General features: G+C 61.1%; 18 protein-coding genes, 1 tRNA gene and 1 pseudogene. 12 read left to right on the top strand and 8 right to left on the bottom strand.

The window, feature by feature from the left end:
• Window positions 1–137: 137 nt before the first annotated feature.
• The gene (locus OIL77_03845) at window positions 138–1,145 is read right to left on the bottom strand and encodes a DUF5692 family protein (GenBank protein HJI44549.1); all 1,008 of its coding nucleotides are present in this window, start codon (window positions 1,143–1,145) and stop codon (window positions 138–140) included.
• 63 nt (window positions 1,146–1,208) lie between these two features.
• Window positions 1,209–1,871: a TetR/AcrR family transcriptional regulator gene (locus OIL77_03840; GenBank protein HJI44548.1), complete on the bottom strand. Its 663-nt coding sequence runs from the start codon at window positions 1,869–1,871 to the stop codon at window positions 1,209–1,211.
• A 188-nt stretch (window positions 1,872–2,059) separates the two neighbouring features.
• On the opposite strand from OIL77_03840, the gene OIL77_03835 reads away from it, so the two are divergent.
• The 7 genes from OIL77_03835 (at window position 2,060) to OIL77_03805 (ending at window position 9,388) form a co-directional block, all read left to right on the top strand.
• Window positions 2,060–4,837, top strand: a complete 2,778-nt coding sequence (locus tag OIL77_03835; GenBank protein ID HJI44547.1) for an FAD-dependent oxidoreductase — start codon at window positions 2,060–2,062, stop codon at window positions 4,835–4,837.
• A gap of 197 nt (window positions 4,838–5,034) precedes the next feature.
• Entirely contained in the window at window positions 5,035–5,463 is a 429-nt protein-coding gene (locus tag OIL77_03830; protein ID HJI44546.1) for a hydrogenase maturation nickel metallochaperone HypA, read from the top strand.
• Window positions 5,464–5,800: 337 nt separating this feature from the next.
• A complete protein-coding gene (locus OIL77_03825; GenBank protein ID HJI44545.1) occupies window positions 5,801–6,790 on the top strand; it encodes a PTS sugar transporter subunit IIB in 990 nt (329 codons plus the stop codon).
• An 18-nt stretch (window positions 6,791–6,808) separates the two neighbouring features.
• Entirely contained in the window at window positions 6,809–7,627 is an 819-nt protein-coding gene (locus OIL77_03820; protein ID HJI44544.1) for a PTS mannose/fructose/sorbose transporter subunit IIC, read from the top strand.
• 16 nt (window positions 7,628–7,643) lie between these two features.
• The gene (locus OIL77_03815) at window positions 7,644–8,564 is read left to right on the top strand and encodes a PTS system mannose/fructose/sorbose family transporter subunit IID (GenBank protein HJI44543.1); all 921 of its coding nucleotides are present in this window, start codon (window positions 7,644–7,646) and stop codon (window positions 8,562–8,564) included.
• Window positions 8,565–8,684: 120 nt separating this feature from the next.
• On the top strand, window positions 8,685–9,083 hold the full coding sequence (locus tag OIL77_03810) for a DUF956 family protein (GenBank protein ID HJI44542.1): 399 nt from the start codon (window positions 8,685–8,687) through the stop codon (window positions 9,081–9,083).
• Window positions 9,084–9,312: 229 nt separating this feature from the next.
• Window positions 9,313–9,388 (top strand) — tRNA-Arg (locus tag OIL77_03805).
• An 89-nt stretch (window positions 9,389–9,477) separates the two neighbouring features.
• Here OIL77_03805 and OIL77_03800 read toward each other — a convergent pair.
• Window positions 9,478–10,678, bottom strand: a pseudogene (locus tag OIL77_03800) (iron-containing alcohol dehydrogenase).
• A gap of 24 nt (window positions 10,679–10,702) precedes the next feature.
• A complete protein-coding gene (locus OIL77_03795; protein HJI44541.1) occupies window positions 10,703–11,023 on the bottom strand; it encodes a hypothetical protein in 321 nt (106 codons plus the stop codon).
• 780 nt (window positions 11,024–11,803) lie between these two features.
• Here OIL77_03795 and OIL77_03790 point away from each other — a divergent pair.
• From OIL77_03790 to OIL77_03770, 5 genes are all read left to right on the top strand, one after another.
• The gene (locus OIL77_03790) at window positions 11,804–12,538 is read left to right on the top strand and encodes a GntR family transcriptional regulator (protein HJI44540.1); all 735 of its coding nucleotides are present in this window, start codon (window positions 11,804–11,806) and stop codon (window positions 12,536–12,538) included.
• A 197-nt stretch (window positions 12,539–12,735) separates the two neighbouring features.
• Entirely contained in the window at window positions 12,736–14,199 is a 1,464-nt protein-coding gene (locus OIL77_03785) for a YfcC family protein (protein ID HJI44539.1), read from the top strand.
• A gap of 12 nt (window positions 14,200–14,211) precedes the next feature.
• Window positions 14,212–15,069, top strand: coding sequence for a sugar phosphate isomerase/epimerase (locus tag OIL77_03780; protein ID HJI44538.1), 858 nt, complete (start codon window positions 14,212–14,214; stop codon window positions 15,067–15,069).
• A 100-nt stretch (window positions 15,070–15,169) separates the two neighbouring features.
• Window positions 15,170–16,138, top strand: a complete 969-nt coding sequence (locus OIL77_03775) for an SIS domain-containing protein (protein HJI44537.1) — start codon at window positions 15,170–15,172, stop codon at window positions 16,136–16,138.
• A 99-nt stretch (window positions 16,139–16,237) separates the two neighbouring features.
• Window positions 16,238–17,110, top strand: coding sequence for a PfkB family carbohydrate kinase (locus tag OIL77_03770; GenBank protein ID HJI44536.1), 873 nt, complete (start codon window positions 16,238–16,240; stop codon window positions 17,108–17,110).
• A 493-nt stretch (window positions 17,111–17,603) separates the two neighbouring features.
• Here the strand turns inward: OIL77_03770 and pknB are convergent, their stop codons facing one another.
• From pknB to OIL77_03750, 4 genes are all read right to left on the bottom strand, one after another.
• Entirely contained in the window at window positions 17,604–19,550 is a 1,947-nt protein-coding gene (gene pknB, locus OIL77_03765; GenBank protein HJI44535.1) for a Stk1 family PASTA domain-containing Ser/Thr kinase, read from the bottom strand.
• A 132-nt stretch (window positions 19,551–19,682) separates the two neighbouring features.
• Window positions 19,683–22,553, bottom strand: a complete 2,871-nt coding sequence (locus OIL77_03760) for an FtsW/RodA/SpoVE family cell cycle protein (GenBank protein HJI44534.1) — start codon at window positions 22,551–22,553, stop codon at window positions 19,683–19,685.
• Window positions 22,554–22,569: 16 nt separating this feature from the next.
• Window positions 22,570–24,468, bottom strand: coding sequence for a Stp1/IreP family PP2C-type Ser/Thr phosphatase (locus OIL77_03755; protein HJI44533.1), 1,899 nt, complete (start codon window positions 24,466–24,468; stop codon window positions 22,570–22,572).
• Window positions 24,465–24,881 (bottom strand): FHA domain-containing protein, encoded by a 417-nt coding sequence (locus OIL77_03750; GenBank protein HJI44532.1) that lies wholly within the window; start codon window positions 24,879–24,881, stop codon window positions 24,465–24,467. The genes OIL77_03755 and OIL77_03750 overlap by 4 nt, the downstream gene beginning before the upstream one ends.
• Window positions 24,882–24,883: the final 2 nt, after the last annotated feature.

Raw genomic sequence — 24,883 nt, 5'->3', positions numbered from 1 at the left:
TTTGCATATGTGCGTGAATGCGCGCAACAACAAAAAGCCCCGGAAAGCGGACGAATCGCTTTCCGGGGCTGCGCATGACGCGCGATTGCGGCATCGGCTAAGTTTGCCTACATCCAAATGTGGACGGAATAAACATGTTACTCGGCGTGCGCGTAATCAACCTTGGCGCGGCGAGCGGTAGCCTTCTCCCAATCGCTGGTGCCCTCAAAGACATCCTGCTTGTAGGGATTGCGGCCGAGCTTCTTGGCGCGGTAGGCGATGTAGATGATCGCGGCGACGTTGGCGACCAGAGCGGCGATCGAGACCGCGGTAGCGGCGCCGGGGTCGAGCGTGGAGTGGGTCACAAAGATGGACTCCTCCTGGAAGTACGGGAACACCTGGGCAAACATACACCAAATGGCCAGCGTAAAGGCGCGGTTCTGGATCCAGCCGCCCTTGTTCCAGATAAAGGCGGCGACGGTGGGCGCCAGCAGCAGTGCAAAGCCGCAGAACCAGGAGTGGGTGGGCAGGCAGTTGTAGGTGTAGCAGAAGTTCCAGATATCGTAGGCGATGATGTAGACCCAGGTCATATCGGGCCACAGCATGTCGGTCTTGTCCTCGGAGGCGTAGACGCTCCACCAACCGGTCATGCAGAAGATGTTGATGATACCGGCGATGCCGTTGAACACGTTGTTCCAGCCGGCCAGCTGCGTAGCACCTTCGGAGGTGACCCAGGTGGACTCGCCCAGGACAAAGAAGTGATAGGCGCTCTCAAAGTCGGACACGACGGCAATCATGATGTTGATGGCGACGATCACAAACGGCCATGCGCGGAACCAATGCGCCTTGCCGATCTTTCCCCACTGGTACTTAATGGCAATGAAGCCCCAGCAACCGGCGAGCGCCGCGTATACCTTGGCGTAGTGGAACCAGCTGTTCTGGTACACATGGGTGGGGTTGGTGAGCGCCCACTCGGCACCCTGCGAAACGCCCACGGCGATGGCGACGCAGTAGATGGTCATGGCCAGCGGAGCCACGCCAAAGATGATTGCTGCGCCCAGCTTGGTGCGGCGGCCGACCTCGTTGAGCACGATCAGGCCAATAAAGACTATGGCCCAGCCGGCCCAGTGGATAAGGGTATCGCTACCCCAAACATCGAACAGCATGCTGCTCTCCTTTCACACGCCCGCGGCCCCTCTTCTGATCGCGGGCAGTTTGGCCAAATGTCGTCAGTTCTGGGGCTTGCGCTCCGGATACTTGGCGGTATAGCCCTCGATGTGGAGTGTCGAGGCGATGATTTCCTTGACCGTCTCGTCGGGCACATCGGGGTGCGTGCGGATATACATCAACAACCCCATGATGAGGGTGTAGAACGTCTCGTAGACATGGTCGATGCGTAGCTCATGATGGGCGACAAAGTCCACCACGGTGGTGTCGCAGATATATTGCGCCACGCGCTGGACCACGTTGTGCAAAAAGCCGCCGTAGAGCGCGCCGCTGCTTGAGGTGAGCGTACTCGGCAGCTCGTGGCCGCTGGCGACCAGGCGCTTAAAGAGCGGGGCGACGGTGTCGAGTGCGCCCTCGATATCACCGACGATGCGGTTGGCATTCCACTGCTCGAGCTCGGAGATAAAACCGTCGATCGCCTCGTCCATGACGGCGGTGACGGCGGCGTCCATGTCGGCGAAGTAGTGGTAGAACAATGAACGCGTGCAGCCGGCTCGCTTGGTCACGGCCGATACCGATAGGTGGGACACGCCCAGCTCGGAGCTTACGGTGCGCACGGCATCGAGGATCTCGCGACGGCGTTCGTCGCCCGTCAGGCGCTTTGCCGCGCTATCGGATGCGGGGACGGCATTGACTACAGAGGTACCTGCTGTGTTGTTGCCCATGTTTTGCCGCCTTTCATCCTCTTTTGCCTGACCGTTCGCCTAACAGTCTTGAATATTGTTGACGGTTCGTCAATACTATTTTTGACACAATGTCAACAATGGCGGGTGAACGGCATGGGGCATGCCCGGCCTGCAAAAAAAGAGGGGCGCTGCGGCCTCGTCGGGCTGCGGCAAGAGAAGGGACAAACATGATTCTCAACGGACCGGGAATTAGCTACACCGAGCCCGACATCGGTTCGGAGTTCGTGCCGCCGCTGCCGGAGCATCCGCGCGAGGCAATCGTCAAACTGTGTGAGCACTGCACCAACCGTCTGCTGCATCGCGACGAGCTGCTGGGCTACGAGTACTGGTCGTTTGCCGAGGCCGCAACCGACGAGCAGGCCGAAGTGCTCTGCAAGATGAAGATGCGCCGTCCCTATACGCTGCCCGAGATGGTCAAGCTCACCGGCATGCCCGAGGCCGATATCGAGAAGATGCTCGACGACATGAGCTACACGGGTCTGCTCGAGTACAACTGGGAAAACCCCGAGCGCGCCAAGCAGTGGGTGCTGCCCATGCTGGTGCCGGGCTCTGCCGAGTTCCTCAACATGCGCGTGAGCCAGCTCGAAGAGCACCCGGTCTACGCCAAGTTCTTTGAACAGGCATCCAAAGGCCCGCTGTCCAAGGCTACGCCGATGGTGCCGCCCGGAGGCGCCGGTATCGGCATGCACGTCATTCCGGTCGAGAAGGCTATCGATGCTTCGAGCACCTCGGTGCCGATCGAGCATATCGAGCATTGGCTCGACAAATACGATGGCAAATATGCCGCTAGCACCTGCAGCTGCCGCGCGAGCCGTCGCGTGATGGGTGAGGGCTGCGCCGACGACCCGGCCGATTGGTGCATCGCCGTGGGCGATATGGCCGACTACGTGGTCGAGACCGACCGCGGCCATTATGTAACGCGCGACGAGGTTTACGACATCCTGCGCCAGGCCGAGGACAACGGCTTTGTGCACCAGATTACCAACATTGACGGCGAGAACAAGATCTTCGCCATCTGCAACTGCAACGTCAACGTGTGCTATGCCCTGCGCACCTCGCAGCTGTTCAACACGCCCAACCTGTCGCGCTCGGCCTATGTCGCCAAGGTCGAGAAGGACAAGTGCGTGGCCTGCGGTCGCTGCGTTGAGGTGTGTCCGGCCGGCGCCGCCAAACTGGGCCAGAAGCTCTGCAGCAAAAAGGCCGGCGGCCGCGTGCCCGAGTATCCGCGCCAGGAGCTGCCCGATGCCACCAAATGGGATCACACCAAGTGGTCGCCCAACTACCGCAACGACAACCGCATCGAGACGCATGAGTCCGGCACCGCTCCCTGCAAGACGGCCTGCCCCGCGCACGTTGCCGTTCAGGGCTATTTGAAGCTCGCGGCTCAGGGTCGCTATGACGAGGCCCTAGCACTCATTAAGCGCGAGAACCCGCTGCCCGCTATCTGCGGCCGTGTGTGCAACCGCCGCTGTGAGGATGCCTGCACCCGCGGCCGTGTGGACGCCGCCGTGGCTATCGACGAGGTCAAGAAGTTTATCGCCCAGCGCGATCTGGACGCCGCGACCCGCTACGTTCCGCCCGTGGTGACGCCGACGCGCGCCGGCGGCTTCGATCAGAAGATTGCCATCATCGGCGCCGGTCCGGCCGGTCTGTCCTGCGCCTTCTATCTGGCCGAGAAGGGCTATAAACCCGTCGTGTTCGAGAAAAACGAGCGCCCGGGTGGCATGCTCACCTACGGCATTCCCAGCTTTAAGCTGCAGAAGGATGTTATCGAGGCGGAGGTCGAGGTCATTCGCCTGATGGGCGCCGAGTTCCGCTATGGCGTGGAGGTCGGTCGCGATGTGACGCTCGACGAGCTGCGCGAGCAGGGCTTTAAGGCCTTCTACGTGGCTATTGGCTGCCAGGGTGGCCGCCTTGCCGGTATTCCGGGCGAGGATGCCGAGGACGTGACCGTGGCCGTCGACTTCTTGCGCGAGGTCAACAGTGGCAAGATCGACGCGTTGCCCGGCCGCACCATCGTGGTGGGCGGCGGCAACGTGGCCATCGACGTGGCCCGCAACGCCTGCCGCCTGGGCTCCGAGCACGTTGAGATGTTCTGCCTGGAGAGCGAGGCCCAGATGCCCGCGAGCGAGGAGGAGCGTCGCGAGGCCATCGAGGACGGCGCGCACATCAGCTGCAGCTGGGGCCCCAAGGAGGTCCATCTGGACGAGACCGGCCGTGTGTGCGGTATCACCTTCAAGCGCTGCACGCGTGTCTTTGACGACGAGGGCCGTTTTGCGCCCGAGTACGACGAGAACGATCTGCGCCGTGTCGATGCCGACCGCGTCGTCATGTCGATTGGCCAGTCCATTGTGTGGGGCGACCTGCTGGCTGGCTCCAAGGTGGAGCTTGGCCGCGGCCAGGGCGCCCTTGCCGATCCCCAGACCTATCAGACCGCTGAGCCCGACATCTTTGTGGGAGGCGACGTCTACACCGGTCCGAGCTTTGCCATCGATGCCATCGCCGCCGGCCACGAGGCCGCCGTGTCCATCCATCGCTTTGTGCAGCCGGGCTCCACGCTCACCATCGGCCGCAACCAGCGCCGCTACACCGCGCTCGACCGCAACGACGTTGTGCTCGAGAGCTACGACAACGCGAGCCGCGAGGTTGCGCATGTGGACCGCGAACGCGAGAAGGCTGCGCCGTTTAGCGAGTATGTTGAGACCTTTACCGAGGAGCAGGTGCGCGCCGAGACCGCCCGCTGCCTGGGCTGCGGCGCCTCGATCGTCGACCCCAACAAGTGCATTGGCTGCGGCCTGTGCACCACCAAGTGCGCGTTTGACGCCATCCATCTGGATCGCGACCGCCCCGAGTGCTCCACGATGGTCAAATACGAGCAAAAGCTCCCAAGCCTCGGCAAGTACGCTCTAAAGCGTGCAATCAAAATCAAGTTCGGTCGCAAGTAATGAGGTTCCGCCGTTCTAACGAACGGCGGCACTGCCGACGCTGCGCGGCGCCCAAGCACCCCATCTTGCCCCTCAACTTCGGCGCCGCGGGCAAAAGCCCAGCGGACGCCTTGTTTCGGGGCAACCTGGGGCACCTGGATCGCCGCTCGCTGACGTTTGGCTGACATCGCATCAACCGTTGTTGAAAGGTTTCTACCTTGCATGAATTGGGAATCGTTTACCACATCATTCGCGATGTCGAGAATGTGGCGCGCGCTCATGGCGTGCGTCGCGTTTCGAGCGTGACGTTGCTACTGGGCGAGGTCTCGGGCGTCGTTCCCGACTTGCTGCTCGACGCTTGGCGCTGGGCAGCAGATAAAAAGCCTATCGCGCAGGGCGCGGAGCTTATCGTGGAGCCCGTCGAGGCCGTGACACATTGCGAGGCGTGCGGCTGCGACTACGCGACGGTCGAGCACGGCAAGACCTGTCCCCATTGCGGTAGCGGCGAGACCTATTTGCTGCAGGGCCAAGAGGTAATGATCAAACAGATCGAGACTCCCGACGAGGACCCGGCAGACGCTGCTCCTGACGGCCTCTCCGACGCACCCGATGCCGTCGACGCCGCCAACCCACTCCACATCGCCTAACATCCAATGACTGCATGGGCTAGAGTTCTAAACATATTTGCTTCGGTTAGTCAAGTCATGTCTGTTTAAACAAAATGGCGGCACGCAGGCGCATTGGGATCCACCTAAAAGCGGTTTTAACGAACAGTGCGCCTGTATATGTCTTTGGAAACAATCGGCAAATCACGTTTTATCAGGCAATGAGCTGTAAACCAGCAATGTAATCAATTTGTAACAAACTTAGACGTTTAAACAAATAATCCAACCTTTTGCGAATTTAGCTATAATTCCACAATCCAAACAGGTATACTCCTTTCATGTCGTGTAGGAAATACGTAGACAAAAAGGAGGTTATGTGATGGTAAGTATTGTTCTTGCTAGCCACGGGGACTTGGCAGCTGGAATCAAGCAGACGGGCTCGATGGTCTTTGGCGATCAGCCGTCTGTTGCCGTGGTCTCGCTCGAGCCGAGCATGGGCCCCGACGATTTCCGCGCCAAGGTCGAGGAAGCAGTCGCTTCCTTCGAGGACCAGGAGCAGGTGCTCTTCCTCGTTGATCTGTGGGGCGGCACGCCGTTCAACCAGATCAGCGGGCTCATCGAGGGCCACGATTCCTGGGCTATCGTCACCGGTGTCAACCTGCCTATGCTCATCGAGGCATATTCGCAGCGCTTTGACGCAAAGAACACTGCACATGCGATCGCAAAACATCTCGTGACTGAGGCTAAGGCTGGCGTGCGCGTCAAGCCCGAGTCTCTGGAGCCCGAGGAGAAGAAGCCGGCTGCGGCCGCCGCTGCTCCTGCAGGCGCCATTCCTCCGGGAACGGTCATCGGCGATGGGCACATCAAGATTGCCCATGTCCGTATCGACACCCGTCTGCTTCATGGTCAGGTGGCCACCACGTGGACCAAGCAGATCAACCCCAACCGCATTATCGTGGTTTCCGACGGCGTTGCTCACGACGAGCTCCGCAAGACCATGATCGAGCAGGCTGCCCCTCCGGGAGTCCATGCCAACGTCGTGCCCATCAAGAAGATGGCCGAGGTCGTCAAGGACACGCGCTTTGGTGACACCAAGGCGATGCTGCTCTTCGAGAACCCGCAGGATCTGCTCAAGGCCATCGAGGCCGGCGTCGACATCAAGGAAGTCAACATCGGTTCCATGGCTCACTCCAAGGGCAAGGTCGTCGTCACCAACGCCGTCGCCATGGGCGATGACGACGTTAAGACTCTCGAGGCCCTCAAGGCCAAGGGCGTCAAGTTCGAGGTCCGCAAGGTTCCTTCGGATTCCTCCGAGGATCTCGACGCCATGTTGAAGAAAGCTAAGGCCGAACTGGCCGCTCAAGCATAGTAAAGGAGGGTCCGATACATGTCTGCAATCACTATTCTGCTTGTTGCGATTGTCGCGTTGCTTGCCGGTATGGAAGGCATTCTGGATGAGTTCCAGTTCCATCAGCCGCTCGTGGCATGCACGCTTATCGGTCTCGTAACCGGTCACCTTCAGGAGGGCATCCTCCTGGGCGGTTCGCTCCAGATGATGGCCCTTGGCTGGGCTAACGTCGGCGCCGCCGTCGCGCCTGACGCCGCTCTGGCCTCGGTCGCTTCTTCGATCATCATGGTGCTCGCCCTCAACGGTGGCGCCACTGATTCGGCCAAGGCCGTTACCGCGGCCATCGCCGTCGCCGTCCCGCTGTCGGTCGCTGGTCTGTTCCTGACCATGATCTGCCGTACCATTGCTACCGCTATCGCTCACGCCATGGACGGTTGCGCCGAGAAGGGCGACTTCTCCGGCATCGAGCGCTGGCAGTACGCTGCCATCCTCATGCAGGGCCTTCGTATCGCCATCCCGGCAGTACTTCTGTGCGTTATCCCGGCCGAGGCTGTTACCAACGCGCTTAACGCTATGCCCGACTGGCTGTCCGGCGGCATGGCCGTCGGCGGCGGCATGGTCGCTTCCGTCGGTTACGCCATGGTCATCAACATGATGGCCACCAAGGAGACCTGGCCGTTCTTCATCCTCGGCTTTGTCCTTGCTGCCATCCCTCAGCTCACGCTGATCGCCCTTGGCCTCATCGGCATCTCCCTTGCCCTCATCTACCTTGGCCTTAAGGATCTGGCCAAGCAGGGTGGCGGCACGGGCGGTGGCTCCGGCGACCCGCTCGGCGACATTCTGAACGATTACGAGTAGGAGGGGAGTGATACATATGGCAGAGAACAAGATTCAGCTCACCAAGGCTGACCGTAAGAAGGTTTGCTTCCGTCATCAGTTCCTTCAGGGCTCGTGGAACTACGAGCGTATGCAGAACGGCGGCTGGTGCTTCGCAATGATCCCTGCGATCAAGAAGCTCTACACCAGCAAGGATGACCAGATTGCCGCGCTTAAGCGCCACCTGGAGTTCTATAACACCCACCCCTATGTTTCCGCCCCCGTCATTGGCGTTACCCTCGCCCTCGAGGAGGAGCGCGCCAACGGTGCTCCGATCGATGACGTCGCCATCCAGGGCGTCAAGGTCGGTATGATGGGTCCGCTCGCCGGCGTCGGTGACCCCGTCTTCTGGTTCACCCTTCGCCCGATTCTGGGCGCTCTGGGCGCTTCCCTGGCCATGTCCGGCAGCATCGTCGGTCCGCTGCTGTTCTTCTTCGCGTGGAACATCATCCGTTACGCTTTCCTGTGGTACACGCAGGAGTTTGGCTACAAGGTCGGCTCCTCTATCGCCAAGGACCTCTCCGGCGGTCTGATGGGCAAGGTCACCGAGGGCGCTTCCATCCTGGGTATGTTCATCATCGGCGCCCTGGTCGAGCGCTGGGTGTCCATTTCCTTCACCCCGATCGTCTCCACGGTCAAGCAGTCTGCTGGCGCCTTTATCGACTGGGCTAGCCTGCCTTCCGGTTCCGAGGGTATCAAGGAAGCGCTGACGATGTACAACTCCGTCGGTGCTACCGCCCTTGATCAGATGAAGGTCACCACGCTTCAGGCCAACCTCGATCAGCTCATCCCCGGCCTTGCCGCCGTGTGCCTGACCCTGCTGGTCTGCAAGCTCCTCAAGAAGAAGGTTAGCCCGATCGTCATCATCCTGGCTCTCTTCGCCGTCGGCATCATCGGTCGCTTCTGCGGCTTCATGTAAGCACGCTTCGGCTTAAGACCGAGAGTTGCTAGGTAAGGGCTTTTGAGCCATTGAAACGGACCGCACCCGGTGGGTACACTGGATGCGGTCCGATTGTTTTAATTGGAGGGCGAGGCGCGTATGGCGCAATCTCAGAACAGCACGGTCGATCTGGCAACGCCGGCAACCTGCCTGATGGGGCTTACCAGCCACGGTAACGTGATGGTGGGCAATAAGGCGTTCGAGTACTATAACGAGCGCAATCCCGAGGATTATATTCAAATCCCGTGGGACGAGGTCGACTATATTGCCGCCGAGGTTTTGCGCGGCACCAAGAAGATCACGCGTTTTGCCATCTTTACCAAGGATAACGGCCACTTTACGTTTACGACGCGCGATGACAAAGAGACGCTTCGTGCGGTCCGTAAGTACGTCGATGAGGATAAGCTCGTGCGTTCGCCCGATTTTATCGACGTAACGACCAAGGGCGCCAAGAGCATCCCCGCTGCCATCAAGAGCCTTTTCCACAGAGACAGCTAATCGTTGGCGATAGATGGCGGAAAATGCATCCCGGAATTTGTTCTCATTCCGGGATGCATTTTCCTTTTGAGGGCCAGTTGGGAAAGCTTGTCCCATTATTTCGCGTTATTCCGGGTTATTCTTTCCGATATTGAGGATTGCCCTCGGAAACTATTCGCTATAGAGCCTTCTCGATGAGTGGCCATGCGCTACATGGCAAAGGGGTAAATCTGCTACACTAGTACAACATGCCTCCGTAGCTCAGGGGATAGAGCACCGCTCTCCTAAAGCGGGTGTCGACGGTTCGAATCCGCCCGGGGGCACCAGGGAATATGACGGCGTCGCGGGAGCGGCGCCGTTTCTGGTTTGCGGGGGCCGCCGTGCTGCTCGCCCGTGGGGGACTGGCATCTGTTTCCTAGAGTGCGCTGCGGTAAATCTTTCTCGCGTTGTCCAGCGTGAGCTTCCTGAAGCTGCCGAAGAGCTCTCCGCGGTTGATCTTGAGGCCCGGAATCATCTTTTCGATATCGTCCTCGGTGACTCCGAACTCCGATAGCGCGCGCGGCATTCCCAGCGAGACGAAGAAATCCTGCAGCTCGTCGATGGTCGCTTCGACCGCGTACTCGATTGCCTGCTCGGGGGTTACCTCCACATCGAGCTCGTCCGCGTCCGAATCGATGGGTTCGATGCCAAGGGCCTGGGCGCTGAACTCCAGGAAGCGCTCAGGGTGCTCTCGCCATACGTAGCGCATCCAGGCGGGGAAGATGACGGCGAGGCCGGCGCCGTGCGTGATCTTGGTGTCCAGTGCGGATAGCTCGTGCTCAAGGCCGCGGCAGGTCCAATCGCCGTCGCGCAGGGCGTTATGGGCGAGCGTACCCACCCACATGATCTCGGCGCGGGCGTCGTAGTCATCGGGGTTCTCCATCACCTTGGGCGCCGCCTCCCTCGCGGCGCGCACTAGCCCGCAGGCGATGTTGTCGGTTACGCCCACGGCGGGCTCGCCGGAGAAGAGTCGCTCCATGATATGGGCGATCATGTCGGTCACTCCCGCGGCGGTCTGGCAGGCGGGCAGGCTGAAGGTCAGCTCCGGGTCGAGGAAGGCGATGGCCGGGCGGTTGAGGTCCGTGTTAATGCTGCATTTGAGGTGCTCCTCGTCGTTGCTGATAACGCAGGAGTTAGAGGCCTCGGAACCGGATGCGGGGATGGTCACCACGCAGGCGACGTCGATGCGGTCGGCGGGAACGGCGCGCTTGCGGAAGAAGTCCCATACGTCGCCGTCGTATACCGCCCCAGTGCGATGGCCTTCGCGCAGTCCATGACGGAGCCGCCGCCCACGGGCAGGATGATGTCGGCGTCGTTTGCCCGTGCGAGCTCGACGCCTTCTCGTGCCAAGCCTATTTCGGGGTTTGGACGCACCCCTCCAAGCCCGATGTGCTCCACGCCCGCGGCATCGAGCGATGCCCTCACGCGGACGAGCGTTCCGCAGCGAACTGCGGAACCCCTGCCGTAGACAATGAGCGCTCAGCGGTAGCCGGAGGCGGACAGAGTCCCCCAACCTTGTCGGTCGCTTTTCGCCCAAAGACAAAGCGGGTGGGGGAGTAGAAGGAGAAATCGTTCATGGAGCTCCAATCTGGCGTTTCGCCCTACATGCGCGGAGGAGTTTTTCGGGCGCATCGCCTGCGTTCGCGTCGCAATCTCGGCGGCGCGGTGCGGTCCGTGGATTCCATCGTATCGCCCGCGGCACCCCTTACCGACGATTGAGGCGAGTCTGCATTTCGCGGCGCGACGTCCACCTGGCGGACGATATCCGTTCGCGACACGTGGCCGTCCCGGTCGCAATAGCGTATGCGCACCGGGTTGCCGAGATGGGCCTGCGACCCCTTCTCCTGATGCGAGCGCGCGAGACGGGCGAGCAGCGGCGCGAGCACCTGCTCGACCGTCTCCTCCCGATACCACGCCGCCACGGGCAACCCGTTCACGTCAAACCCGTACGTTCGCCATGCCATTCGCCTCGCCGCCTTCGCCGAACGAAACCGCGTATCCAGACCGCCGGTCCCCCACCCAGCACTTCGACGAGCCTTCGCGCTCACTTCTGCGGTCGGGATGCGCCCGCGAGGCGCTCGGCAGGCAGCGCCATTTCCGCTCGCTGTGTCGAGCGCGAGTGTCGAGAAGTCGCCATATGCCACTCAGATGTAGCATGGAGTGCCGAAGTGCACGCGCCCGTGACGAAACACTGGCGCCAACCCGTTCCGCGCACCACCCCGCCCGTAAGGTGTGTGGCGAAAGGAGGACCAGCCGCATGAACATCCCCGAGACACAGAGCCTACCTCGATCGCATTCCGCACGAGCTTCTCTGACATTTCCGCCCATTACCACGTGGAGGTCCCCGTCACGGAGATCGCCTACGCATACGACTACATCAATTCCCGGCATGCCCCGCGCAGGCAGGCCACGCCGAACGATGGGCCCGCGGCTCAGCAGGACGAGTGACGCGCCTCGCAAGCAAAGGAAGGAAGCCAACATCACACGAGCATCATCGATCGCTGCGTGCAAGGCGGCGGGCCTCACCGTGTTCGCCAAGCGCGAGGAGCGTTTTGGTTTTTCGCAAGCAAATGCGGACGAAATCAGCGACCAGATTCCCGATACGCTCAAACATGCAGGGCCCCTATGTGTTTAACCTCATTTTTCCGTGTGCGGTAGAATGGAGTCGTTGAGATCGCGAACGCCTTAAAGGGAGAGTTTTTGTGGATGCGCATCTGGATGGGGGCTCTTCCGCCCCGCTGTATCAACAGGTGCTCGATTTGCTTAAGAGCGATATCGAACAGGGGACATATCCCGTTGACTCGCAGATTCCAACGGAACTTGAGCTTTCTAAGATGTACGGCGTGGGAAGGGTCACGGTTCGCCGCGCAATAGAGGAGCTTGTGGGCGAGGGGTATCTCACCAAGCGGCAGGGGCGTGGTACGTTTGTGACCGCGACAAAGATAATTCGCAAGGTGCATCAGAAGGACGATGTTCAGAGTTTTACCCAAGCATGCGCTGAAAACGGCATGAAGGCGGGCGCTCGCGTCGTTGCCCGCAAGACCGTTGCCGCCGATCGCGACCTCGCTTCTTTCTTTGGCTTGGATGAAGGCTCTGACCTCATCTTGGTCTCACGCGTGCGTACCGCAGACGGCGTGCCGGTCCTGTTCGAGAACAACTACTATCCTGTCGATGGATTCGAATTTCTCAAAGATATCGGTCTCTCCAATTGTTCGATATTCGAGGCCGTGGGGGAGCGTACGGGTAGGTATCCCTGCTCGTCCGATCCCTGCAGGCTGGAGATCGCCCGTGCGGGAATTGATGCCGCCCGCGAGCTCAAGGTCCCAGTAGGGGAGCCGCTGTTCTTCATGAACGCGGGCTTTCTCGATTCCAACGGAGAGCGCTTCTGCTATGGCAGACAGTACTACGTGGGTTCGCGCTACAGCTTCGATATCTAGCGGCTCTGTCTCACACAGCGCTGTTCTCGTATTGCCGCGGCAGGTCCGTTTAGCGCGTAAAAGTTACCACTTATAGAACAACCTAATATGTTTCTTGACCGACGCCTTCATGCAGGTTATACATAGAACAACCTAAGATGTTTGCCTATACGTGAAGGATTTTTGGCAAGCATCGTTGCTCTGGCAGGAGGTTAAGAATGCCGGATGCCAAACAGGAGAAGCCCAAGCGCAGATTCCATCTCCAGCTTCCCCATGTGTACACCATCGCGTTCATGCTGATCGTGTTCTTCGCGGTGCTCACATGGATCGTCCCATCGGGTCAGTTCGACCGCCAGACCATTCAGACGGCCGCGGGCGAGCGAGAAGTCGCCGTAGCCGGAACGTACCAAGAGGTCGACAAGGTCTACACCGATTCGGAGACGGGGGAGACCGTCGATCTGCGACAGGGCATCGATGCCGTCCTGCAGGCTCCCGCCAAGGGCATTCAGGCTGCGGCCGATGTCGTCGCGTTCGTCCTGCTGATCGGCGGATCGTTCGCCATCGTCACCAAGACCAACGCCCTAAACGCCGGCATGAGCCGCGTGATCAAGAAGCTGAAGAACAAGGACATCTTGATCATCCCCATCTCCATGATCCTGCTCTCGATCTGCGGCACCACGTTCGGCATGTCCGAGGAGGCGCTGCCGTTCTACGCGATCTTCATCCCCATCATGCTGAGCATCGGGTATGACTCCATGACCGCGTTCATCATCTGCTTCCTCGGCCCCAACCTTGGTTACTGCGCATCCACTATTGATCCTTTCAACGTGCTGATCGCCCAGGGCGTTATCGGCATCGAGGGAAATCCCCAGCTTTGGCTCCGCGCCATCCTGTGGGTCATCTTCACCGCCGCGGGCATTTTCTGGGCCATGCGCTACGCGCGCCGCGTCAAGCTCGATCCCAAGTCCTCCATCACCTATGAGGACGATAAGCAGAAGCGCATCGAGTTCTCTGTCACCGATGCCTCTATCGAAGAGGAGTTCACGCTTCGCCACAAGCTCGTCCTCATTGATTTCGCGGTCGGCATGGGCGTTATCGTGTGGGGCCTCGTTACCCAGGGCTGGTATATGGACGAGATCTCCATGGTGTTCCTGGCCATGGGCCTTCTTGCCGGCATACTCGGCGGCCTGGACGAGAAGACCATTGCGGAGGAGTTCGTCCGCGGAATCGCCGACTTCGCCTACGCAGCCTGCATCATCGGCATTGCCCGCGGCATCCTGGTCGTCGCAGAGGGCGGAATGATCATCGACTCTATTCTTAACTGGCTCGTCGGACTCCTTGCGGGCGCTCCGTCCTTCATCTATACCACCTTCATGTACATCGTCCTCGGCCTGCTTTCGCTGCTGGTTCCTTCCAGCTCCGGCCTCGCTGCACTCACCATGCCCGTCATGGGCCCGCTGACCGAGCTTATGGGCCTCAATCCCGGGGCTGCCGTCACCGCTCTGCAGTTCGCGAACCAGACCGTCAACACCATCAGCCCCGTTGCGGGCATGACCGTCGCGGGTCTTGCCGTGGCGAAGATCTCCTTCGGGCAATGGTGGAAGACCATCTGGAAGTTCTTTATCTTCATGGTTCTGTTCGGATTGGTCGCGACTGTGATCTCCGGCCTACTGCCGATGTAGGAGGTGCCCAGCATGGATTTAAGCGCTTCCACACCCCGTCTGCGTCGCGAGCAGGTCGCCGGCATGAACATTCACTACATCATGTGGTCGCTCGATTACTTCCTTGATGCTCAGCAGCGCCTTGGCTTCAAAACCATCGAGCTTTGGGCGGCCGAGCCGCACGTGACGCTGGACCACACGGGGTATTTCGAGGCCGACGAGCTTCGCCGCAAGATCGAGTCCCGCGGACTCTCCGTGAGCTCCCTGTGTCCGGAGAACGTGGTGTATCCGTGGCAGTACGCTGCCAGAAAGCCCCTCCACGCGCAGCGGAGCCTCGCTTACTTTAAGCACGGCATCGAGCTCGCCGAGGTGCTCGGCGCCCCGTATATGTCCATCAACTCCGGTTGGGGCGATTGGGACGAGGACCGCGAGGAGGCTTGGAAGCGCTCTGCCGAGCACTTGGCGATTCTTGCGGACTATGCCGGCGAGCACGGCGTGACCCTCTGCATGGAGAGCCTGAGGCCGGAAGAGAGCAACTTGGTGGTTACACTCGCGGACGCCAGGCGCATGCTTGACCAAGTAGCCAGCCCGCACCTTACTCCAATGGTGGACACTACCGCTATGGGAGTCGCCGGCGAGAGCCTTGAAGAGTGGTTTGCTGAGTTTGGCGATGGTGCCATAAGGAACATGCGCTTCATTGATGGCGACCCATATGGCCATCTGGTTTGGGGCGATGGAAAGCACAGTATGGACGATTTCGTACGCGTCCTCAACGCGCATGGGTTCGAGGGCTATCTTGGTCAGGAGATCACCGATGGAAGGTATTTCGATGATCCCGCAGCAGCGGACCGGCACAACATGGACGCCTTCGAGAGGTATTTTGTCGACTAGCGCGTAGCTCCCATTCGCGTGGGGAAGTCAACACGCTTGACGAGAAGACTCGCAGTAAACGTTGGCGGATTCGTCCGCCGTATCGAAAGGAAGAATAACAATGAACGCACATGATCTTATCGCCGACGCAATCGCTGAAAAGGGCGGTTTCGATAGCGTCTTCTGGGTTGCCTGCGGCGGCTCCCTCATCGACCTGCTGCCCGCCCACGAGCTGCTCAAGCGCGAGGCGACTACGTTTGCCAGCGAGGCGTATACCGCCCGCGAGTTCGATATCATGCGTCCCAAGCGCCTGGGCGAAAAGTCCCTTGTCATCGCTTGCAGCCACTCCGGCAACACCCCCGAGGTAATCGATGCGTGCTCGATCGCCAAGGCGGCGGGCGCGACCGTTATCGTGCAGACGGACAACGCGGGTTCCGGCATCGATAACGGTGAGTGGACGTGCTGGGTATATCCGTGGGGCGAGGGAGTTCCGCAGGCGGAGGTGCCCGCCGGCATCTCTTTGGCTCTCGCTTCCGAGCTCCTGGATCAGCAGGAAGGTTATGCCGACCTTGCCGACATGTACGAAGGCATCGCCAAGATGGACCAGATCCTGCCTGCAGCTCGCGAGAAGGTCAACGCCGAACTCTGCGACCGTTTTGCCGCCCTGTGCCAGGACCACAAGTTCCTGTATATCTTGGGGTCCGGTCCCGTGTTTAGCCAGGCCTATGGCTTCGCTATCTGCTCGCTTATGGAGATGCAGTGGCAGAGCTGCGCCTATATCCACTCCGGCGAGTACTTCCACGGCCCCTTCGAGGTGACCGAGCCCGGAGTCTTCTACTTCCTGCAGATGTCTTCTAGTGAGTGCCGAGCCATGGATGAGCGCGCCCTCGCATTCCTCGAGACCCATACCGACACTCTTATGGTGCTCGACGCCATGGAGTACGGCATGGACCAAGTACCGGCGAGCGTTCGCGCGTTCCTTGATCCAATCCTGTTCTACGCGATGAACTGTGAGCTGCGCTCCGCTCGCGGCAAGGTGTTCGACCATCACCCGGACGTGCGTCGTTACATGGGCATCGAGAAGTACTAGCGATTTTAAAACGGGGCGCGAGGCGCGTTGAGACGTGCGAATCCCTCGCGCCCCGTCTGCTCGCCGTAACCACGGCGGTTTACCTGAATGGAGATAACCATGGCAGCCTATCCTATAAGCGTGCTTGGCTTTGGAGACAACGTTGTCGATAAGTACGAGCACATCAAGACCATGTATCCCGGCGGCAATGCAGTTAACTTCGCCGTCTTCGCCAAGAAGCTCGGCGTCGATCGCAGCGCCTACATGGGAATCTTCGGATCAGATGAGGAGGCCGAGCACGTTATAGCATCGCTCGAGGACGAGGGCGTCGAGCTTCTTCGCTGCCAGCAGGTCCTGGGCGTCAACGGCGCCGCTCGCGTGACCGTTGACGAGACCGGGGACCGTATCTTCCTGGGCTCCAATGAAGGCGGCATACGTGGCGACATGCGCTACGTGATAGACCGCTTCGCCGCCGAGTACGTCAGCGGCTTCGATTTGGTGCACAGCGGCAACTACTGCTTCACCGAGCGCGAGCTCCCCAAGATCAAGGCTGCCGGCGTGCCTATCAGCTTCGACTTCTCCGATGACTCCACCGACGAGTACTTCGAGCAGATTGCGCCATTTGTGACGTACGCCTTTATGTCCATGGGCGACGCTTCCCTGGAGGATATCAAGGCGAAGCTCGAGTGGGTGAAGGCCCTTGGCCCTCAAATCGTATGCGCGTCGCGCGGGAGCAAGGGCTCCGTCGCCTATGACGGCGAAAACTTCTACGAGCAGGGCATCAAGCCCGTGGCGCCCGAGGAGCTCAAAGACGCTATGGCGGCCGGCGATTCACTGCTGACGGCGTTTTTGGTCACCTATCTTTCCAAGAAGAAGGCCGGCGAGTGCGGCGAGGCCGCAATTCGCGAGAGCTTGGACTTCGCTGCCGGTTTTGCAGCGCAGACCTGCAAGATCGAGGGCAGTTGGGGCCACCCGCTGGTCTACGAGAACTAGTTTTTTGTCGTGGCGGGGTGTCTTGGGGCGCCCCGCATTGCGTTGGGAGTCAAGATGTCCGTTCGTGCCTGCGCGGCAGGATTTTGCTGTGCCGATGTCTACCAGAATCTGGATCCCCTGGGTTGCATCCAAGGGGGCCTCTCAGGAGCGCTTCGAGGGGTGCTTCTTGAGTATATGAAGGCAAAAGGGATATGCAATCTTCATATACGGCCTTCTTTTAGAGGGCGTTGTCCTTACTCTTTCATCTCCTTGCTTCTGGACATTTTGTCTATAGGCAAGAGTCCATGGTCGAGACCATGGTGAAGTTCTGCGGCTAGTAATTACTGCATCACATATCTGTTGTTACCTGAGAGGCTCGCTTTTGCGGGCCTCTTTGCGTTGCTATGGAGCCCTGGCCTGTCGATAAATAACGCGCCCGCTTGCTGGGGAGCAAGCGGGCGCCGTTGAGCGAATATGTTTGCGGCCATAGCCGCTGCAGGTGATGGGTTGTCGACTAGTTAGTCGTCGTGTCGGAATCGTCACCCGAGGCAGAGCCAGAAAGCGAAACCGTCAGCGTGATCGTGCTGTCGGTGGACTGCTTGCCGGTGGGGGAGACGCCCGTAACGGTGGCGTTTTCGTTGCCGCTCACGGGGTTGCCGTTCTGATCGCAGAATGCGATGTTGTAGAAACCGGCGTTGTTGAGCGCGGTGACGGCGGCGGAGATGCTCTTGCCGTACAGGTTACCCGGGACGCTGGCCTTGCCGGACTTCTTGGCGATGACGACGGTGATCGTGGCACCGGGCTTCTGCTTGCCGCTAGGGTTCCAGCTAATTACGGTGCCCTCGGTAACCGAGTCGTTTTCCTGGTAGCTCACGTCGACGCCAAAGCCAGCCATGTCGAGAGCGTTGCGTGCCTGGGCCTCGGTCATGTCGGTCAGATCGGGGACGGAGGTGGTGTCAGGACCGCTGGAGACCTTATACGAGATGGTCGTGCCCTTCTCGACTTCCTTGCCGGCATCAGTGCCCTGCTCAAAGACCTGGCCTTCGTCGGCCTCGTTGGCCTCCTCGGTTGCGTTGCCCTTCAGGCCCACGCTTGCCAGCGCGGCCTCGGCCTGGTCCTTGGTCAGGCCGACGAGCTGCGGAACCTCAACTTTCTCGGAGGGCTTGGGGCCCTTGGAGATCACCAGGTTCACCTTGGAGCCCTTGGGCTTCTTAGTGTTGCCGTTGGGGGTCTGCTCGGCAACCTTGCCCTCGTCGACATCGTCGTTATAGCTCTGGTCGACAGTTCCGACCTCAAGGCCGGCCTCCTTGATCAGCTCGATAGCGGTCTGCTGGTCCTTGTTAAGCACATCGGGCACCGTAACCTGCTCGCCCCCAAAGAGCCCGGTGGCGAAGGCCACCACAACGCCAACCACGGCGATTGCGGCGACTACGGCGGCGATAATCTTGTTCTTGTTGGACTTGGGCTGATCGACCTCGTAGGAACCGGTGGAACCCGAGACGGCGCTGCGGGGGTTGGTCTGTCCGCTTACGCCCGATACGGGGCGAACCATAGCGCGCGTGGAGTCAGACAGCTCACGGGTCTGGGTAGCGCCCAGCTCACCGGGGGCACCGATGATGCGCGTGGGCTCCGAGACGTTGACGGCACGGCCCGACAGGTAGCTGTTGAGCACCTGACGCAGCTCGTCGGCGGTCTGGAAGCGGTTTGCCGGGTCCTTCTCCATGCACTTGAGGATGATGCGCTCAAGGTCGGCGTCGACACCGGAGTTGATCTGGCTCGGCGGAATAGGCAACTCGTTGACCTGCTTGAGTGCGACCGAAATGGCGTCGTCACCGTCAAAGGGAACGCGGCCGGTGGCGCATTCATACATCACGACGCCCAGCGAGTAGATATCCGAGGTGGGGCCGAGGTCCTGACCACGGGTTTGCTCGGGGCTGACGTAGTGGGCGGTTCCCAGCACGTTGTTGTCTTGCGTGAGGTGGCTGTTCTTGGCGCGCGCGATGCCAAAGTCCATCACCTTGATGTTGCCGTCGGGCAGCACCATGATGTTCTGCGGCTTAATGTCGCGGTGGATGATCTCGTGCTTGTGGGCGACCGAAAGCGCGGAGCTGATCTGCGAGCCGATCTGGGCGACCTTCTTGGGGTCGAGGGCGCCGTGGCTCTTGATGCCGCTCTTAAGGTCGGTGCCGCGCAAGTACTCCATGACGATGTAATAGGTGTCGCCGTCCTTGCCCCAATCGTAGACGCCCACGATATAGGGGGAGGAGAGACCGGCTGCTGCCTGGGCCTCCTGCTTAAAGCGTGCGGCGAAGGTTGCGTCGCCAGCATACTGCGGCAGCATGATCTTGACGGCTACCGTGCGGTCGAGGACCTGGTCCTGTGCACGGTAGACGGTCGCCATGCCGCCTGTTCCCACCTTATCCTTGAGGAGGTATCTTCCCCCGAGGACCCTCTGTTCCATTCCTGCTCCTAACATAACTATTCGCTCAACGATGTGTGTAGTACCAAATGTGTGGCCGCTGGGGCCGTGTGGCGCGTTGCCGCTAGCTCATCGGCCGCGGCGCGCCCCAAGTATCCGCTTTGATCACGGGCATCACGCTCCCTGTGCGGCGAGCGCCGCGGTCAGGACGATGCCGGCAATCTTGGCCGCCTCGACGTCGTGTTTGTCGTAATCCTCCAGGGCCACCGAGATGGCAACCGTGGGTGAATCGTAAGGCGCAAAGCCAACAAACATAGAGTTGACGTTGGTGCCGCCGGTCTCGGCCGAACCGGTCTTGCCGGCAACCTTGACGCCCGGAATCTGGGCATCGGTGCCGGTACCGGACTGGACGACGGCGAGCATGGCCTGCTTGACCTGGTCGGCCGTGGCAGAGCTGACAGCCTGGCCCAGCGAGCGGGACTGCGTGGTCTTAACCACGGTTCCGTCCGGGGCGAGTATCTGGGACACAAAGAACGGGTTCATGACCACGCCGCTGTTGGCGATAGCGGCAGCGATCACGCAATTCTGCATGACGGTGGTCTGCGGGCCAGGTGTGTGGTCCATGCCGACGGGTTGGCCGGCGCCTGCCCAAGCGGTCTCCCACTCGGTCATAAGCGACGGGTCGGCCATGATGGAAGCCGCGGTGGTCAGATCCTGACCGAGCTTTTGACCGTAGCCAAAGGCGTTGGCAAACTGGACGAGCGAGTTGGCGCCGACCTCGTTGGCCACCTGGCCAAAGACGACGTTGGACGACACGGCGAAGGCCTGCTGCAGGCTGATGGTTCCGTAGCTCTCGTTGGCATCGTTGGTGACCGGCGCGTTGCCAATATCCATGGAGCCGGGCGCCTGGTACGTGCTGGTAAGGCTGGCGGTGCCGGTTTCGAGCGCCGCGGAGAGCGTGACGACTTTAAAGGTCGAGCCCGGGGTGTAGAGCGCGTCCATGGCGCGGTCGTACATGGAGCCGTCCTCGCCACCGCCCGACTGCATCAGGGCATCGATGTTGGTGTTGTCATAGGTGGGCGAGCTCGCGCACGCGAGGACCGCACCGGTACGCGGATCCATGACCACCACAGCGCCCTTAAAGCCCTTGAGCGCCTGCTCGGCAGCCGTCTGGATGCGCGAGTCGATGGTGAGCTTGGCGGTATTGCCCGGCTGGGTCTGCCCCGCGAGCGATGCGATGGCGTTGTTCCAGCTGGAGTAATCCTTGGAGCCGGTGAGCGTATCGTTCATGACGCTCTCGATGCCGGCGGTGCCGTATTGCTGGCTCACGTAGCCCACCACGTGCGCGGCCATGTTGCCGTTGGGGTAGGAGCGGGCGTAGGTGCCGTCCTCCTGCTGCAGCGACTCGGCTAGTGTCACGCCGTCGAACGTGATGATGGAGCCACGCTGGATGTACTTGGAGCGGGCGATGGTGTGGTTGTTGGTCGGCATGTCCTGATAGTCCTTCGCCTTGATGACCTGGACATAGGTGAGGTTGCCGATAAGGATGGCGAACAGCGCCGTGAAAGCAAACACGGCACGAGTCAGACGGTTGGCAAGTGCAACGCGGCCGAGCACGCCGGACTCTGGCGTGTCGAGCAGGCGACGACGCATGCGAGAACCCGCAGAGTGGTTGCCGTGGCTGTAGGAAGGTGCGTTGGCAAAACGCGTACCGGTCGGGGCAGCGGCGGATGCGACCTGATCATCGGTGATGGCGGCCATGGTGCCGGTGCCGGTGAGCTCGGCTTCGCGTCCGGTTGCCTCGTCGCCGGCGCGCAGCAGCAGCGCGACGATGATAAAGCTCGCCAGCAGCGAGGAGCCGCCCTGGCTCATAAAGGGCAGGGTGACGCCGGTCAGCGGGATCAGGCGGGTTACGCCGCCAACGATTAAGAATGCCTGGAAGCTGATGGCCGCCGTAAGGCCGGTCGCGCTAAAGGCGGCAAGGTCGGACTTGGCGCGGGCGGCCGTGGTGAGGCCACGCACGGCAAAAAGCATAAACAGGATGAGCACGGCGCCGCCGCCCAAAAGGCCCATTTCCTCGCCGATGGCCGAGAAGATAAAGTCGGACTCGACGACGGGGATGTTGTTTGCCATGCCGTTGCCAATGCCGACGCCAACCAGGCCGCCGTCGGCGAGCGAGAAGAGCGACTGGACAATCTGGTAGCCCTGGCCCTGGGCGTCCTTAAACGGATCGACCCAGACCTGAAAGCGCACCTGCACGTGAGACAGGAACTTGTAGGCGCCCACGGCTCCAACGGCCAGCAGCGCAAGGCCGATGATGACGTACGAAAAGCGTCCCGTGGCAACATAGAGCATCAGCAAAAAGATGGTGTAGAACAGGACGGCCGAGCCCAGGTCGCGTTCGAAGACGACGATGAGCAGGCACACGCCCCACACGGCAAACAGCGGCAGCAGCAGGCGGAAGCGCGGAATCTTGAGGCCCAAGATCTTGCGGTTGGAGATGGAGAGCAGCTCGCGGTTCTCGGCCAGATAGCCTGCCAGGAACAAGACGATGAAGACCTTGGCGAACTCGCCGGGCTGGATGGTGAAGCCCGCGATGCGAATCCACAGCTTGGAGCCCGAGATCGTGGTGCCGATAAAGATCGGCAGCATCAGCAGGATGATGCCGATAATGCCAAAGGTGTACTTGTAGCGCATGACCACGTCGAGGTTCTTGACCAGTGCGAGCGTTCCCACCATGAGCGCCACCGAGACAAACAAGATGATGAGCTGCGAGATGGCGAGGTCGGGGGCCAGGCGCGTCACGAATGTGATGCCGATGCCCGAGAGCACAAAGACGATGGGCAGGATGGCGGGGTCGGCGCCGGGCGCCAGGATGCGCACGGCGATATGCGCCGCGGCGAAGGCGGCGAACAGGCCGATCGGCACGGCGAGCGTCTCAAAGGAAATCGTGGCACCCGCGGTGAGCACGTACATCGCATAGAGCAGGATGACGGGGAACGCCGAGGCGATGAGCAAGAGCAGTTCGGTGTTGCGGCGACTCATAAGCGGCACTCCCTTTCTAATTCTTATCAGAGGCTTCGGCCTCGGCTGACTGTTCGGCGGTTTTCTCGGAATCTGACTCGGAGGTGGATTCCTGATCGGTGTTGTTGCGAATCGTTTGCGCGTCAATCACCTGACGGGTCTGCTCCTCGTCAATCTGATGGCGGTACTTGGAAATGGTGTCCTGCGCATCGTCGACACTCGTTTGCGGAATGCCTGCCTTCAGGCGGTTTTGCGTGTCTTCGGGCAGGTCGGACAGCTTGATGCTGGTTTCGCTCTCGAGCCAGTGGAGCTCGACCCCGAGCGTCTTGCCGGGCAGGCCGCGCCAGACGGCGACATTGCCGTGGTAGGTTCCCAAGTAATAGGAGCCGGTGACGCCCGTGTATGCCCAGATGCCTGCTACCAGCACAAAGACAAGGGCCAAGACGGTGGCGATGGTGACATTGCGGCGTCGGACGCGTTTTGCCTCGCGCATGACGCCGTCGTCGACTAGGTCGACGACCACCACGGTCACATTGTCGTGGCCGCCGGCGGCGAGCGCCGCGTCCACCAAGTTGTCGACACAGATCTGTGCGCTCGAGGACTGCGTAGCGATGTTCTCGATATCGCTATCGGGAATCATGCTCGAAAGACCATCGGAGCACAGAATCAGGCGGTCGCCTTCCTCGATGTGCAGGGTAAAGTGGTCGGCATACATGGCGGGATCCGAGCCCAGCGCGCGGGTGATGACCGAGCGGTTGGGGTGGACGCGGGCCTCGTCGGCCGTAATCTCGCCGGCATCCACGAGCTCCTCCACGTAGGAGTGGTCGCGGGTCACGCGGATGAGCGTGCCCTCGTGGAGCAGGTAGGCGCGCGAGTCGCCCACATGGGCGATGGCGAGCGTGTCGTTTTCGATGTAGGCGCAGGTGGCCGTGCATCCCATGCCGGGTTTGCCCAGGCCGTTGAGGGCGGCTTCGATCACGGCGGCGTTGGCGGCCTCGACGGCTGCGGCCAGGCGCGCGGCGTCGGCGGACTGCGGTGCCGTCTTGGCGATGGTCTCGACGGCGATGGAGGATGCCACCTCGCCGGCGGCGTGTCCTCCCATGCCGTCGCACACGCAAAAGAGCGGCGACTGCACCAGATAGGAGTCCTCATTGTGCGGGCGTACGCATCCGACGTCGGAGCGGGCGCCCCACATAAGTTGCGTGGTGGTGCCGGCGTCGTAGGTCGAGTCGGTCTCGATGCGCTCGTCGGTCAGCGGCTCAAAGCTCATGGTCGAGCCGGGATCTTTGAGCTTTGCCTCCACGGCGGCGACATCGATCTCGGCGGTGTCGCCGGGGGAGACGGTGTCGGCATCGTTGCCCGACTCGGCATCGGAGACGTCCGGAAGGTTGAGATCTTCGGTTACGCGGTCGGCGGGGTCGCCGTCCTGCTGCGGCTCGACAGCCGTCGGCTCGGGCGTCGCAAAGTGCGACGGCGCGGGCGTGCTCTGGGGTTGAGCAGAGGGCTCGGGAGCTGCGGCGGGCGCGGCAACGGGCTGCTCGACTTCGGCAGGCGTTGCAGATGCGGGTGCCGCCTCGCTTGCCGGGGCGACGGGGAATACCGGCGCGGCAGGCTCGGGGGCTGCAAACACGGCAGCGCTCTCGTTAATCGCCTCGGCGACGGGCTCGGCGAAGTGAGCCGGTGCGGGCGTTGGCTCCGGTTCCGCGGGCTGCTCGGCAGCGTGCGCGCCGATGGGGGCGTCGAGCTGCTCGGTGCCGGCGTCCTCGTCATCGACGAGTGCCGGATATTCTTGAGTTACATGCGAAAGAGGCAGGGAGAACACCGTGTCCTCGGGCTCCACGGTCGCAGGGCGCGCCGGAGCGGCATGAGCCGGCGCAGCTGCGGGGACAGTTGGCGTCTCGGGCATGGTTGCGGACTTGTTCTCCTCGTCGATCATCGACGGTTCACCTTCATGACCACGTCGCCAATCTGGACCTCGTCACCCTCGCGCAGCGTTGCGGGCTCCACCAGCTGACGGCCGTTAACGAGCGTGCCGTTCAAAGAGTTGAGGTCTTCGATGATGAGTGCCGGGCCCTGCAGCGAAAAGCGTGCGTGCGAGGCCGAGACAAACGGTTCGTTGATGCAGATGTCCGAGGACGGCGAGCGGCCAACGATGACGGGGCCGAGCATGTCTACATGGATGCCACGGATGCCGCGCGGACCCTTGTCCACATCGATCGTCCAGATAGCGGAGTCGCGGCGCTGGCCGCGTACGAGTCCCACGCCGGTTTTCATGACGGCGAACAGGAAGATGTAGAGCAGGGCGACCAGGACGATGCGGCCTGCAAAAAGGACGATATCGATGTTCATAA

This window comes from Coriobacteriaceae bacterium (assembly GCA_025993015.1).
In the GTDB taxonomy this organism is placed as follows: domain Bacteria; phylum Actinomycetota; class Coriobacteriia; order Coriobacteriales; family Coriobacteriaceae; genus Collinsella.
This window is presented reverse-complemented; position numbering and strand designations above follow the sequence as displayed.